This is a genomic window from Aquirufa sp. A-Brett2-W8 (genome assembly GCF_054558755.1).
Genome location: NZ_JBPXKS010000003.1, coordinates 217,484 through 232,105, shown reverse-complemented (window position 1 = coordinate 232,105; position 14,622 = coordinate 217,484). Strand labels below are relative to the sequence as shown.

Below are 14,622 nucleotides of genomic sequence, written 5' to 3'. Positions count from 1 at the left end.
TGTACTCAACTATCTCAAGGCTAATTTGATTAAATTTTCTACAGACGCATCCGGATTAGATTTGAGGATACTTTCCAAACTCTTTTCGGCAGCCATACGCGGAATACCCAGCGTAACTAAAGCAGCTAAAGCTTCTTGCTTATGACCAAAATTCGAATCATGGGAGGCTATTCCTGCCTCTACAAATAAGGCATCTTTCTTGCACTTATCTTTCAATTCTAAAATAACCCGTTGGGCAGATTTAGAGCCAATACCTTTAATTGATTGTATCAAAGCAATATTTTCGTTCATAATTGCTGAACGAATTTCATTAGAAGAAAAAGACGACAACATGACTAACGCCGTACTTAGTCCTATACCAGAAACGGAAATCAAGTCTAGAAATAATAGTTTTTCATCCATCGAATGGAAACCAACCAAAGTATGAGAATCCTCTTTCACTTGTAAATGGGTAAACAGCTTGCAACTTTCTTCCCCATCTGCTAAAGAGGCATAGGTCTGAAGTGAAATTTTCACCTCATAACCCACTCCATTCACATCAATTATAACATGCGCACGATCTTTGTGGGCTAATTTTCCTTTCAAATAAGCTATCATAATTACCTGCGTTTACGGCGTTTTTTTGATTTACTTTTTTTCTTTTTATGCTTAACTTTTCGTTTACTTTTTACGTAAGAGCGTTTATTCGTTTTCTTCGTTATGCGTTGTTTTGTCTTGACTAATTTAAAATAAGTCAAAACTTGACCCTTTCTCAAATGGGAACCTTTTATCCGATTCAAGCGCTTAAGTTCCATCACACTTAAACCTAATCTACGAGAAACGGTTGATAAATTATCCCCTCCTTTTACTCGATACGTATATCGCTTAGCAACAGGTACTGGCTCCTCCGTTTCTAAGGTATCATCTTCCATTCTTTCTGGAGCAGATAAATCTGCCCGAGCAGAATCCATGATTTGTGCTCTATTTTGCTCAAAATAAGGGAAACGGTTCGAGGGTAAATGTACTTTAACTTGTTGTGAATTTTTAGGCAGGAAATGTGAAATAATATGCGGATTTAATCGTCTTAGTGTATCTAAAGAAAAACCCGTTAAACGAGATAAGGTATTTAAATTCAAATAGCCACTAACCAAAATACTATCCTTGGGTATATCAATTATCCAATTTTCTGGTTGAATGGAATGATCCCAATGATAATTCATCATATAAGTCATCGCAATGAATTGAGGAACATAAGCCTTTGTTTGCGCAGGTAAACACGCATAAATACCCCAAAAATCATTTGCCCCACCACAGCGGCGCATGGCTCTTTTTACATTAGCAGGACCTGTATTATATGCAGCTAAGGCTAAATGCCAATCTCCGAAAGTTTTGTAAAGACGTTTAAAATATTGACAAGCAGCGTCTGTGGCTCTTTCCGCATCAAAGCGTTCATCAATATATTGGTCTACCCTCATCCCAAAATCACCCCTAGCCGTATTGGGCATAAATTGCCATAATCCACCAGCTCCTTTATTTGAAATAGCCTTATTTTCTAGTCCCGACTCAATGAGCGATAAATACTTTAATTCATCAGGAAGACCATATTTCTCTAGGTACTTTTCATATAATGGAAAATATATATCTTTTTTCTCTAGCATTCTTTGCGTAAAACTCGCTTTTCGAAATGCGAAGATTTCCACAAACTGATGTGTAATAATATTGTAGTTCAGCGGAATGACATTTTCCAACTTTAGTAAACGATCTTGAATTAAACCAGGGTCAATAGAGAACGCAGGAGGCCCTCCTTGCTCGATTTTAGATAAAGAATCAATCTGTTTGAAATCATATGCAGGCATATAAGCTCCAGTAACCTGAGCAAAGGAAACTTGGGTAATAAATAAACAGAAAAGAAAAACAAGTCTATTTCTCATCATTTGTTAGTCTTTCGCCTAAATCTAACATTTTATCCTCTTGAAAAGGATAGGTCATTAATTGAAAACCCATGGGTAATCCGTTAGAATCCTCTCCCATCGGTATGGATAGTCCTGGAATACCCGCCACATTCGCCTGAACAGTAAAAAGGTCCCCCAGGTACATCTGAATAGGATCTAAGGTCTTTTCGCCTAATCGATAAGCAGTCGAAGACGTGGTGGGAGAAACGATAAAATCATAATCTGATAAAATTGCTACCGTTTTATCTTGTATTAAGCGTCGTACTTTTTGGGCTTTAGTATAGTAGGCATCGTAATAATCTGCACTAAGAACGAAAGTCCCTAACATGATACGTCTCTTCACTTCTTCACCAAAACCTTCCCTACGGGATCGCTTGTATAATTGCATCAAATCAACCGGATTAAAGGTGCGATGACCAAATTTCACCCCATCAAATCGGGCCAAGTTTGAACTCGATTCAGCCGTAGTTAATACATAATAAGTAGGCAATAATTGATCTATATAGGGAAAAGCAACTCCCTCTACCGTATAACCTAAACTAATTAATTGAGCTACCTTCTTTTCAAATGCCGCTTTAATCTCTGGTTGTAAACTAGGATGTTCCACCACTTCCTTGATATAAGCAATACGCTTTTTATCAGATGTAGGTGCGGGAATTTGAGCAACTAAAGTACTATCCTGCCCATCATCCCCTTTAATAATATCCATCACTAATCGAGCATCCGAGACATAATTTGCTATGGGCCCGATCGTATCAAATGAAGACGCATAGGCAATTAATCCCCAACGAGAAACCAAACCATAGGTCGGTTTTAAACCAATAACACCACAAAAAGAAGCTGGCATCCGAATAGAACCACCTGTATCTGTGCCTAAAGAGACCTGGCACATACCCGCTTGAACAGCTACCGCTGATCCTCCCGAACTTCCCCCAGCCACATAAGCCTGATTAGCAAAGTTTAAAACAGGACCAAAAGCAGAATTCTCATTCGTGCTCCCCATCCCAAATTCATCACAGTTTTGGCGACCAATAATAATCGCATCTTCGTCCAATAAACGCTGAACTGCTGTAGCTGAAAAGGTGGATTTGAAGGTATTTAAAATCTTACTCCCTGCCTGAGACCCATGTCCTTGATAGCATAATAAATCCTTGATTCCCACTACCAAACCGGCTAATCGTCCTGCTGTACCCGCTTTTAATTTAGCATCCACGACCAATGCCATCGCCTTTGCCTCATCTTCGTACACCTCTAAAAAAGCATTCAATGCTTTATTATGGGAATGAATTTGATTTAAATTGCTTTGAACAATAGTAGAAACCGAAAGCTCACCCGCTAACAATTTCTCCCTGATCTTCACATAGGGTTGACTCGTATAACTCATTAAAAAAGGGAATCTTTAAAAACACAAAAGCATAGTTGAATTTCTTCAACTATGCAGATATAAGATAATAGAGTGACTTATTCTTTCGTATCGTCTAACTCTTTGTTGATCTGATCTTTTACATCATTTTTCGCATTTTGAAACTCGCGAATACCTTTACCCAGGCCTTTCATTAATTCTGGAAGTTTTTTACCTCCAAAAAATAATAAAATCAATAAACCAATAAGCAGCATTTCGCCACCACCAAGGCTATTTAAAAATAATAATATGCTAGCATTCATCATATCGTGTTTTGTCTAAATTTTCGTAAATATATTTAAAAAAGGTTAATTAATCGTGTATTTAAAGATGTTTTTCAAACTCATCCAGCTCCTCTTTAATCGCTTTTCCTACCCAAACTACAATCGCTAAATCATCTGCAAAACCTACAAGAGGTAAAAAGTCTGGAATGAAGTCAAAGGGCATCACAAAGTAGAGTAAAACCGCCGTAATTTTAACTAACGTAATCAAAGGTAATTTCGTATAATTTCCCTGCACATACGCCTTAATCAATGCACTGAAAAGAATTATATACCGGTTCAATAACTTAACCACTGTTAATTCACTAGTAGCAGCCGTTTCTTGTACCTTTTTTAAGGCACCTTTTAATAGTGTTAACAGGCCTAACTTATTTTCAGAAAAAAGTAACTCACTCCTTTCCAATGCTTCTTTAAAAAATCGGGAATCAACAATACGTTTAACCCAGCTCCCTGAAGGTGACATAATTATTTATATTAATGCTTAAATATAATGAAATCATTTAAGGATTTGTCGTATTTTTGTATCGTTTTTTGAATCAGTTGAACCAAAAATTATTATAATGAAAATCACAGTAGTAGGAGCGGGTGCTGTAGGAGCAACTTGTGCTGACAACATTGCTAGAAAAGAATTAGCAGATGAATTAGTTTTATTAGATATCAAAGAAGGTATAGCAGAAGGTAAAACATTAGATATGTATCAAACAGCCAGTCTATTAGGCTTTGATACTACCTTAATCGGGTCGACTAATGATTATACTAAGACAGCTAACTCGGATGTTGTTGTGATTACTTCAGGACTTCCACGTAAGCCCGGTATGACGCGTGAAGAGTTAATCGGTGTTAATGCGGGTATCGTAAAAAGTGTAGTAGAAAATATTTTAAAATATTCAAAAAATCCGATTATCGTGATCATCTCTAACCCGATGGATACGATGACTTATTTAACAAACTCTATTGCAGGACTAGATAAGCACCGCATTATTGGTATGGGTGGTACGTTAGATTCGGCTCGCTTCAAATGCTATTTAGCGAAAGCAATGGACGTGTCTATCAATGATATCTCAGGAACAGTTATCGGTGGTCATGGGGATACGACGATGATTCCTTTAAAGCGATTAGCTACTTATAATGGAGTTCCTGTAGCTCAATTCTTAGATGATTCCACTTTAGATAAAGTAGTAGCTGACACCATGGTGGGTGGTGCGACATTGACAGGATTATTAGGAACCTCTGCTTGGTATGCACCGGGTGCTGCAGGAGCTGCTTTAGTAGAAGCAATTGTTCGTGATGAGAAGAAAATTATGGCTTGCTGTGTTCCTTTAGAAGGAGAATATGGCCAAAAAGATATCTGCCTTGGAGTTCCTGTCGTATTAGGCAAGAATGGTTGGGAGAAAATCGTAGACTATAAATTAACTGCAGACGAGCAGACTGCTTTCAATAAATCAGCTGATGCCGTTCGTAATATGAACGCAGTTTTAGAGACATTATCTCTATAAGTAAAACTGTAAAAAAAAGCCTCTCCTATTCATTTAGGAAATGCTTTTTTATGTCAATATTTCAGTATACAGTAGTCAGTAATCAGTAGACAGTGTCATATTTATATTCTTTATTTAGATCGAATGGCGAGTACTGGGTCCATTTTAGCCGCCACCCAAGCAGGTATAATACCAGAAAGAATTCCAATAAAGCTGGAAATAAATAAACCAGTCACGATGTTTTTCATGGATAATATTAATGGTAAGGCATCTTGCGGTATTAGGGTGAGTAAGACGACTAATCCAATGCCCACTATTCCTCCTATTAAGCTTAAGAATATTGCCTCAAAAAGGAATTGAAAAAGAATAAAATAATTTTTCGCTCCTAGCGATTTTTGTATACCAATAATGTTGGTCCGTTCTTTGACCGATACGAACATGATATTAGCTATTCCAAAACCGCCTACCAATAAGGAGAAACCAGCAATCAAGGCTCCTGCTACATTAAGAGCTGCGAAAATTCCGTCAAAAAATTGATTCAAACCATCTAATCTATTAACTGAAAAACTACTTTCTTGCTTGGGTTTGATAGAACGCAAGGAACGTAGCAAACCAGTCACTTCGCCTTCCAAATTCTCCTGACCTAAATCATCATCTAAAGCCTTAATAGCGATGTCAGGAGAAGGTCTATCTTTTTGAAATACAGCAGAGAAGGTGGAGTAAGGAATAAAAACTTTTTCATCTGGTGTTCCTCCAAATCCCAACATATCATTCCCCTTTTTCTCAATTATTCCAATGACCTGAAATTTAATTCCATTTAATTTAATTTGATCACCGACAACGGCTTGAAGATTTTCAGAAACTTTGGAACCAATGATAACCACATTCAAGGCGTTTTCTGACTCAATAGGTAGAAAATAACGACCAAATTGTACCGGAACACTCGTGATTTGATTGTAATCATAACTTGCTCCCGTCATGTTTACGTCCATACTTGAACTACCCCGAGCAGCAGACGCTGACCGGCCATTATCAATAATGGCAATGGCTTTAGCTGATTTTAAATTATCCTTCAAGAATTGAAACTCCGTATATTTCATCTCCGGACGATTCAAGTATTTCCACCAGGGATAATTGTTTTGCATGATCCAAGGCCATTTACCCACATACAATACACCCGACCCGGCAAAGGAATCAATCTCTGAACGAATGTTCTTATTCAAGGAATCGACCGCAGTAAATACGGCAACGATGGCGAAAATCCCAACACTCACGCCCAATAATGACAAGGTGGTTCTTAAAATATTCGAACGCAATGCCTGGTAGGCAAAAATTAAACTCTCGTAAACTTGTATTAAAAACTTCATAGGGATTTGCTAGAATTCAAATTTAGAAAATTAATCCCTAGAAATACGTTACCTTTTTATGAACAGAGCGTATAAACTTTGAATGGTAATATGAAGGTAAGATTGGATTTTGTAATTTCACTTTTCCTTTAGGAATTATGAGCTGGAGCAATTACGAAGTACGTTTGTTGAAAGACCATTTTGAAGGTCAATTGTTTTTTGACGAGAGCCAATCCTCGCAAATTGCTAAACGTATATATGCTACAGATGCCTCTGTTTATGAAGTAAAACCAGCTGCAGTAGCTATACCGGCCACTTCGAAAGATATCAAAAGACTCATTCTGTTTGCAGCACAAACTAAGACAAGTTTAATTCCCAGGGGTGCTGGTACTTCCTTAGCAGGGCAAGTGGTGGGCGATGGAATTGTGATGGAAATTTCGTCTGCTTTAGGAAAAGTTATTTCATTAAACAGAAAAGAAAAAAGTGTTTGGATAGAACCTGGAATAGTTCGGGATGATTTAAATAAACATCTCGCATCGGCTGATTTATTTTTTGGCCCAGAAACTTCCACTGCAAACCGGGCACTTTTAGGAGGAATGCTAGGGAATAATAGTTGTGGTTTACACAGTATTGTGTGGGGAAATGTACGAGATCATATCTTAGAAACTCGCGCATTTTTAGCTGACGGCACAGAAATTCATACCCATCCCCTAAGTCGCGAAGAATTTTATCATAAGACGACGCTTCAAAATTTAGAAGGAAAAATCTACCGAGAAATTCATCGCATGTTGAATAATCCAGAGATTCAGACGCTGATAAAGGAGAAATTCCCTAAAAAATCGATTACGAGACGAAATACCGGTTATGCCTTAGATGCGCTTGTAGACATGCAGCCTTTTTCGGAAAACGGGGAACCATTTAATTTGTCCAAATTAATCGCAGGTTCAGAAGGTACTTTGGCTGTTGTGCATTCGATGAAATTAAACCTCCTTGACCTTCCTCAATCAGAAGTAGCCCTAATTTGTATTCATTGCACTAGTTTGCAAGAATCATTGCTGGTAAACATTGAAGCTTTAAAACACCCCATTCTTGCATCAGAGTTAGTGGATGACTATATTCTATCTTTCACAGAAGGTCATCCGAATTTCGAAAAAGACCGGGGTTTTATTGAGGGTAAACCGGCGGCCATTCTACTGGTTGAATTACGAGGTGATGACCAGCAAGATCTAGAAAAAAAGGTTTTCACGCTGATTCAAGCGTGTAAAAAACAAAAAATGGGATACGCCTACCCTACGTTGTGGGGACCTGATATTAATAAAGGTTGGGACATCAGAAAAGCGGGATTAGGTCTAATTCGGAATCTTGAGGGCGACACGCAACCCGTGAACTTGATTGAAGATTGTGCCGTAAACCCGTTAGATTTACCTGCCTATATCGCAGAAATACAGCAATTATTAGAAAAGCACCAAACTAAGGCAGCCTATTATGCACATGCCGGTGCCGGCGAATTACACATTGAGCCATTTATTAATTTAAAAAGTGCGGAAGGAATTAAGCTTTTTAGAACATTATTGACTGAGACGGTTGAAATACTGAAGAAATACAATGGCTCCTTAAGTGGCGAACACGGAGATGGTCGTTTACGGGGTGAGTTTATTCCTCATTTGATGGGACAAGAAGTTTATGCCTTATTCAAAGAAATAAAGCAGTTATTTGACCCACATAACCTATTCAATAAAGGGAAAATAACGGATACTCTGGCGATGGATACCGCCCTACGAATTAGCGATTCGAGTAAAACTGAGCCGACCTATTTCTTCGATTATGGTATTTGGAAAAATCCATTAGGGTTAGCAGAAAAATGTTCAGGATCGGGGGATTGCAAAAAAACAGCTCTAAGTGGAGGAACCATGTGCCCTAGTTATATGGCAACCTTGCAGGAAAAGGATTCTACTAGAGCCCGCGCTAATATGCTAAGGCAATTATTGAACTCACCGAAAGAAGAAACATTTACAAACCCTGCCCTGCACGAAATCCTTGATTTATGCTTATCCTGTAAAGGTTGCCAAACCGAATGTCCTTCAGGCGTGGATATGGGAAAGTTAAAGGCAGAAACTTTACAACAATCTTATTTGCAAAATGGAGTTCCGATTCGCACAAAACTAATCGGGCACTTCCCTACTCTGCAACGCTATGCGAGCTATGTGGCGCCTTTGTATAACTTTATAGTGGAATTTCCAGTCACTGCTTCGATAATTAAATATGCCATGGGCTTCTCCTTTGAAAGAAGTCTACCGCCTGTTCAATTCACTAGTTTAGAAACCTGGTTTCATCGTTATTCCAAAAAAAATCCCCAAAATAACTTCAAAAACGGCTTTGTTTACCTTTTTGCAGATGAATTTACGAATCATAACGAAGTTCCTTTAGGCCAAAAGACGATAAAGCTCTTAAACAAATTAGGCTACGGTGTCGCCATTCCTAGCGGAATCATTTCAGGTAGAAGTTATATTTCCAAAGGTATGCTGGTAGAAGCGAAAGCATTAGCCAATGCCAATGTCGATAAATTATACCCTTTGATTTCACTAGAACATCCACTTATCGGAATCGAACCTAGTGCCCTATTAACTTTTCGAGATGAAATACCAGCTTTAGTCGACTCGGAAAAAAGAGAGCACGCTGAAATATTAAAGCCCAATTGCCTATTAATCGATGAATTTATAGCACGTGAATTTAAGGTAGGTAAAATTTCAAAAAGCGCCTTCCACGGTAAACAGCAGAAGATTCTCTTGCATGGCCATTGTCATCAAAAATCCATTGCTGGATTAACCGCCACCCGTATTGCTCTAAGTATTCCTGATCAATATGAGGTGGAATTATTGCCTACAGGATGCTGTGGTATGGCCGGATCTTTTGGCTATGAGAAGAAACATTACAAATTATCGCAACAAATCGCGAACCTTGTCTTATTTCCACGATTGCTTAACAAGCCTATTAAAAGCATCATCGCTAGCAATGGGACCTCCTGTCGACATCAAATCAAAGATGGAATCGAACAAACAGGATTCCATACGGCAGAAATACTTTATAACGCCCTAAAATGATACAGTATAATATTTCTTTATTTTTCGAACCAAGTATCACTGATTCCGCATTGCGAGCATTAAAAACAGTCCTAATGCCTGAAATCGAGAAGCAAGACTTCGTAAGTCAAATCTATCTTTTCGAAATCACTTCACACCAAGAGCCAGACTCAAAAGGCTATTCTTTGCAATGTTGGTTGCCTGAAATGAAAGACTCACACCAAGAATTTATCGAAGGAATTGTATCCGGATTTTTCCAAAAAGAATTTGCGAATCAGTTTGTCTTTTTTCCAAGTCAGCTGAAGAGAATGTAGAAGTCCGGAGGAAAAGAGTCCGGAGGAAAAGAGTTAAATGATAAATATAGTAAAGATTGGAGATTAATTTCCCTACGGACTTCGGACTATTTACCTTCGGACTACCTTGCCCAATCTATCGCCTCTTGCCCCGTTTCGATTAGGTATTGATTGATCTTAGAAAAGGGTTTCGTCCCAAAGAATCCCCCTCTATTTGCCGATAAAGGAGACGGATGCGCTGCTTGAATAATTAAATGCTTCTGAGAATCAATGTGTTTGGCTAATTTTTGGGCATATGCACCCCACAAAACAAATACGACAGATTCTTTTTCTTGACTTAGTTGACTGATTACCTCTTCTGTAAACTTCTCCCAGCCTCTTTTCGCATGAGATCCGGGTTCACCTGAACGAACCGTCAAGACCGTATTTAATAATAAAATACCTTGATTAGCCCAGGGGCTTAAATCGCCATTCATTCGAATCACTTTCAGGTCATTATATAATTCTTTATAGATATTCCTAAGTGACGGAGGCAATGGAAAATTGGGAGGAACCGAAAATGATAAACCCTGAGCCTGCCCTTCTCCATGGAAAGGATCTTGCCCGATAATCACCACTTTAGTTTTTTGAAAAGAACTATGTTGGAAGGCGGAGAAAATGAGCTTAGTCGGAGGAAAGATCACGTACGTGGCAATTTCAGTTTCAAGAAACTGTCCTAATTCTTGAAAATAAATAGCTGAAAAAGATGAATACAACAGCTTTTCCCAATCATTATTCAAAGAATCCGCTATTTTTACATTGATATTACTCATTATACTATTAAAAAGATGACAGAAGCAGTTGATAACGGGTTCTTAGTTACAGTAGACACCACACATCTACCAGAGTTTGAATTGAATCCGCCATATAAGCACTTTTTCTCCTACCAAATTACAATCAAAAATTTGAGTAATCAACCAGGACAATTAGTTAGTCGTTTTTGGGAGATCGTAGACGGTATCGGTTCTAAAGAAACTGTCAATGGGTTGGGGGTCGTAGGGCAGCAACCCATCATAGAAGTAGGTAATTCATTCACCTATACGTCCGGTTGCCCTTTAATCTCTTCCATCGGAAAAATGAGTGGATATTATGTATTCCTTAATCTAGAGAATCAGGCTACTTTTAAAGTGGAAATCCCTGCTTTTGAACTTATCCCCGCTTTTCACTTAAATTAATGAACCGACTGCAGTTTTATTTTAAGTCACAAACGGCGCATGGTTTGCATTCTCCATCCATTTTTGCGTTGTATGTCGAACTTTTGAATCCCTATTTAAACGGTCAGCTATCTTACCTAGAATTAATTGAGGCACTTAAATTGCGTTATCCAGCTTATTCGATAGAGGAAATGGAGGAAAAGAATGATCCTGCCAAAGTCGATGAAAATACACTCCTTCTGCTGAGAAATCCTTACGAAAAGGAAGATTTTTGGAATGCCTTAAAATCGCATCCAAAGGTGATTCAAACCGTGGATTTATATACAGTAGGTTTGGTTTTTTTCAAACCTATCTGCCCAAAGCAAAACTTTTATTTACGAAAGATGTAATAAAAAAGGGGCTCATGTGAGCCCCTTTTAACTATTTTTCTGCTTTCGCTATTTCGACATTCACTCGCTTGCCTTTGATTTGAGCACCGCCCATTTTTTCAATCACGACGTTAGCATATTCTTTCGGAACATCCACAAAAGTATGTTTGTTCTCGATTTGAATCTGACCTAATACATTTCCTGGAATTCCTGATTCTCCTGCGAAGGCTCCTACGATATTCGAAGGAGAGATCTTCTCATTAAATCCAATGTTAACCACTAAACGTACCATGTTTTCATCTGACTTGTAAGGCTTGCCTTCACGATCTACACGTGGACCACGAGGAGCTGAATTACGGTCACCACCTCTTTCGAAGCGACCACCGCGATCACCACCACGGTCACCACCTTTATCGAAGCGACCAGCACCGCGACGATCTCCGCCACGATCTCCACCGCCCCAACGATCACCGCCACCGCCTCTTTCGAAGCGACCACCGCCACTACCGCCGCGTTCATCACGACCATATTTGCGTGAGCTACGTTCCATATCGCCTTCGAGATTTTCATCACCGAATTCGTTCTTCACGACACCCATATTCATCTTCACTAACGCAGCCACTACTTGCTCCACAGTGAAACCAGCATGTTGGAAATTAGGCAATGCATCATCGAATAACTCTAAACCACCTTCAGCGATTGTAGCACCTACCCGATCAATAAACATCCCCTTCTTCACTCCCACTACGTCAGAGAAAGTAGGTATAACTCCTTTATCGATCTTTACTTTCGTGTAGTTCATAATTTCACGCAAGCGATTGCGCTCAGCACCTACCACTAAAGTAAAAGCCTTTCCAGATTTACCTGCACGACCTGTACGACCGATACGGTGTACATAATATTCTTCATCTAAAGGAATATCGTAATTGATTACGGCATCTAAATTATCTACGTCTAAACCACGTGCAGCCACATCTGTCGCCACTAAGAAACTCACATTTCCAGAACGGAAACGATTCATCACCTGGGTACGTTGAGATTGACGCAAATCACCGTGTAATCCTTCTGCTGCATAACCACGCAATACCAATTCTTCCACCACTTCATCCACTCTCTTCTTTTGATTACAGAAAATCAACACTAATTTCAACGAATAAAAATCGATTAGACGCGTAGTCACCTCCATTTTTGCACGCCCTTTCACATCATAGTATAATTGCTCGATGTTAACATTCGTGATTTCGTTTTTAACCACCTTCACTAACTGGGGATTGGTCAAATAACGATTAGTCAAAGCCATAATCGGCTTAGACATCGTTGCTGAGAACAATACTGTCTGACGCTCATTTGGAATTTCTTCCAAAATGCTTTCGATATCATCACGGAAACCCATATCTAACATCTCATCTGCCTCATCTAAAACGACCATCGATGCTTGATTTAATTTCAATGCTCGACGCTCGATTAAGTCGATTACACGACCAGGAGTACCTACTACGATGTTAGCCCCTGCTTTCAAGGACTTAATTTGACGATCGATAGAATCTCCACCGTAAACCGTCGTCACCCAAACCCCTTTAGTAAATTTAGACAACTTCTTCATTTCCTCAGAAACTTGAACCGCTAATTCACGCGTAGGACATAAGATGATTGCTTGAACATACTTCTCAAAAGGAACTATATGCTCAATCATCGGTATACCGAAGGCAGCTGTTTTACCAGTACCTGTCTGTGCTTGTCCGATGACATCACGACCTTCCATCACGAAAGGAATTGCTTCTGATTGGATGGGAGAAGCAAACTCAAAGCCCATTTCTTTTACTGCTTCTAGGATTCCTTCCGACAATGGAAGGGAATCGAAGCGAATTTTTTCACTCATTTGATATATTTTAATTACGATGCCCGAACACATCCGTAATTTAACTCCTGCCGATAGCCTTTAAAAAAAGGAAAAAAGAGAGTTCCTGCGGATGTATTTAATAAACAAAGCACAAAAGTACCGCTTATTAAATTAGAAACCAATGAAATTGTACTATTTTAATGAAGAACGCTTTTTAAAGCTGAAAATGATTTGATTATTCAAGGAATTAGGTAGCGTTGCGATGGTAATTCTTTTGGGATTTAGGCCCTCACCTACTAGTCGATTCTTCACTACATAGGCATGCTCTTTTGCCATAACAACACCTTTTTCAGAAGCCACTTGAATCTGAACATCTACCTCTTTAAATTTATTCATCCCATCGACGATACGCTTGAACAAATACGTCTTAGGAGAAGATAATAATTCGGTTTTATCACTAAAATCAAGTTCCGTACATAGTAGATCTAAGGGTGTCGTAACCGTTGAATCTGAGGCATAGGCATGAAAAGCAACCACAATTGACTCCTTAGGAACTTCGAAAGGTTTTCCATCTGGCCAAACCAGGGTAACAAGAGAATCATTCCTTGTCTTAGCTGAATCTAATACCGCTTTCGTTAAACTATCATTCAGTTTAGTTAAACTATCAATAGGGATGATTTGGTCTGTTTCCTCTTTATCCTCAATTACCTCCTCTTTACGTAAGCCAAAAAACAAGCCAATAGCGATAATTAAAATACCAAACACTACACCAGCTATTACCTTGTAATTTCGTACCGTATTATCTTCAGAAGGAGAATAAGGCTCATCATTTATAGTGGAGTCTCCTTTAAAGACATCTTTTAAGACTAAAACATCGATTAAAGCCACCTGAATCTTAGCAGGAGCTAAAGCATAAAAATCATTTTTAATGGGTTGATAATAATCACCAAAAGATTTGAAATCACGCAAGGCATCATAATCAAACTCTTTCAAACGATACCCATAAAAGGCAAAACTCAAGGTTAATCCTTTAATAATCGTTGAACTTTTGGCCCCTAATTGACCACCTAATAAGGTAGCTATCGCACTTTTTTTATCAGGCAACAAAATACCCATCATTCCTTCACCGTAGCGGTACATCAGTTCGTAATCTGGCATCCCATTTCCCGAACTTACTAATTTAGCTACATCCTCTTGTGGAGCTGATTTAGCTAACATAAAATTATAGAGGGCATTAAAACGGATTCTATTCCGAAATAATTTCAGCACACTACCTAAAACTACGGCCTCAAAGGCAGGAATCAATTCTATCACCTTTTCCTGCTTCTCTGTACAGAGATCAGCTAAACGCTTAGCAAAAAACGCTTTTTCTTCGGGTGTAACTAGTGCAAAAACCTGGCTCATATGGATTAT

General features: G+C 38.7%; 14 protein-coding genes. 5 read left to right on the top strand and 9 right to left on the bottom strand.

Annotated features, from left to right (window positions below; all coding sequences use genetic code 11):
- Positions 1-9: 9 nt before the first annotated feature.
- The 5 genes from ruvA to ACST13_RS02900 form a co-directional block, all read right to left on the bottom strand.
- Positions 10-597, bottom strand: coding sequence for a Holliday junction branch migration protein RuvA (gene ruvA / locus ACST13_RS02920; RefSeq protein WP_459521724.1), 588 nt, complete (start codon positions 595-597; stop codon positions 10-12).
- A gap of 2 nt (positions 598-599) precedes the next feature.
- Positions 600-1,910, bottom strand: a complete 1,311-nt coding sequence (locus tag ACST13_RS02915; RefSeq protein WP_459521723.1) for a lytic transglycosylase domain-containing protein — start codon at positions 1,908-1,910, stop codon at positions 600-602.
- Positions 1,900-3,315: an Asp-tRNA(Asn)/Glu-tRNA(Gln) amidotransferase subunit GatA gene (gene gatA, locus ACST13_RS02910; RefSeq protein WP_459521722.1), complete on the bottom strand. Its 1,416-nt coding sequence runs from the start codon at positions 3,313-3,315 to the stop codon at positions 1,900-1,902. The genes ACST13_RS02915 and gatA overlap by 11 nt, the downstream gene beginning before the upstream one ends.
- Positions 3,316-3,392: 77 nt before the next feature.
- Positions 3,393-3,596: a Sec-independent protein translocase subunit TatA/TatB gene (locus ACST13_RS02905; RefSeq protein ID WP_315857617.1), complete on the bottom strand. Its 204-nt coding sequence runs from the start codon at positions 3,594-3,596 to the stop codon at positions 3,393-3,395.
- 61 nt (positions 3,597-3,657) lie between these two features.
- Positions 3,658-4,077, bottom strand: coding sequence for a YkvA family protein (locus ACST13_RS02900; protein WP_459521721.1), 420 nt, complete (start codon positions 4,075-4,077; stop codon positions 3,658-3,660).
- A 97-nt stretch (positions 4,078-4,174) separates the two neighbouring features.
- Between ACST13_RS02900 and mdh the strand changes: the two genes are divergently transcribed.
- Positions 4,175-5,110, top strand: a complete 936-nt coding sequence (gene mdh, locus ACST13_RS02895) for a malate dehydrogenase (RefSeq protein WP_459521720.1) — start codon at positions 4,175-4,177, stop codon at positions 5,108-5,110.
- A gap of 110 nt (positions 5,111-5,220) precedes the next feature.
- Here the strand turns inward: mdh and ACST13_RS02890 are convergent, their stop codons facing one another.
- A complete protein-coding gene (locus ACST13_RS02890) occupies positions 5,221-6,456 on the bottom strand; it encodes an ABC transporter permease (protein WP_459521719.1) in 1,236 nt (411 codons plus the stop codon).
- A 137-nt stretch (positions 6,457-6,593) separates the two neighbouring features.
- Between ACST13_RS02890 and ACST13_RS02885 the strand changes: the two genes are divergently transcribed.
- Complete coding sequence (locus tag ACST13_RS02885) at positions 6,594-9,536, top strand: FAD-binding and (Fe-S)-binding domain-containing protein (RefSeq protein ID WP_459521718.1); 2,943 nt, start codon at positions 6,594-6,596, stop codon at positions 9,534-9,536.
- Positions 9,533-9,829: a DUF4286 family protein gene (locus ACST13_RS02880; protein ID WP_459521717.1), complete on the top strand. Its 297-nt coding sequence runs from the start codon at positions 9,533-9,535 to the stop codon at positions 9,827-9,829. Before ACST13_RS02885 ends, ACST13_RS02880 begins: the two co-directional genes overlap by 4 nt.
- Before the next feature lie 101 nt (positions 9,830-9,930).
- On the opposite strand, the gene ACST13_RS02875 is transcribed toward ACST13_RS02880, so the two are convergent.
- Positions 9,931-10,620 (bottom strand): uracil-DNA glycosylase, encoded by a 690-nt coding sequence (locus ACST13_RS02875; RefSeq protein WP_459521716.1) that lies wholly within the window; start codon positions 10,618-10,620, stop codon positions 9,931-9,933.
- 15 nt (positions 10,621-10,635) lie between these two features.
- On the opposite strand from ACST13_RS02875, the gene apaG reads away from it, so the two are divergent.
- Positions 10,636-11,022, top strand: a complete 387-nt coding sequence (gene apaG / locus ACST13_RS02870; protein ID WP_459521715.1) for a Co2+/Mg2+ efflux protein ApaG — start codon at positions 10,636-10,638, stop codon at positions 11,020-11,022.
- Positions 11,022-11,390, top strand: a complete 369-nt coding sequence (locus tag ACST13_RS02865; RefSeq protein WP_459521714.1) for a hypothetical protein — start codon at positions 11,022-11,024, stop codon at positions 11,388-11,390. Before apaG ends, ACST13_RS02865 begins: the two co-directional genes overlap by 1 nt.
- 31 nt (positions 11,391-11,421) lie before the next feature.
- On the opposite strand, the gene ACST13_RS02860 is transcribed toward ACST13_RS02865, so the two are convergent.
- Together ACST13_RS02860 and ACST13_RS02855 are read right to left on the bottom strand one after the other, a co-directional pair.
- The gene (locus ACST13_RS02860; protein ID WP_459521713.1) at positions 11,422-13,248 is read right to left on the bottom strand and encodes a DEAD/DEAH box helicase; all 1,827 of its coding nucleotides are present in this window, start codon (positions 13,246-13,248) and stop codon (positions 11,422-11,424) included.
- Between the two features lie 153 nt (positions 13,249-13,401).
- Complete coding sequence (locus ACST13_RS02855) at positions 13,402-14,613, bottom strand: hypothetical protein (protein WP_459521712.1); 1,212 nt, start codon at positions 14,611-14,613, stop codon at positions 13,402-13,404.
- Positions 14,614-14,622 lie beyond the last annotated feature (9 nt).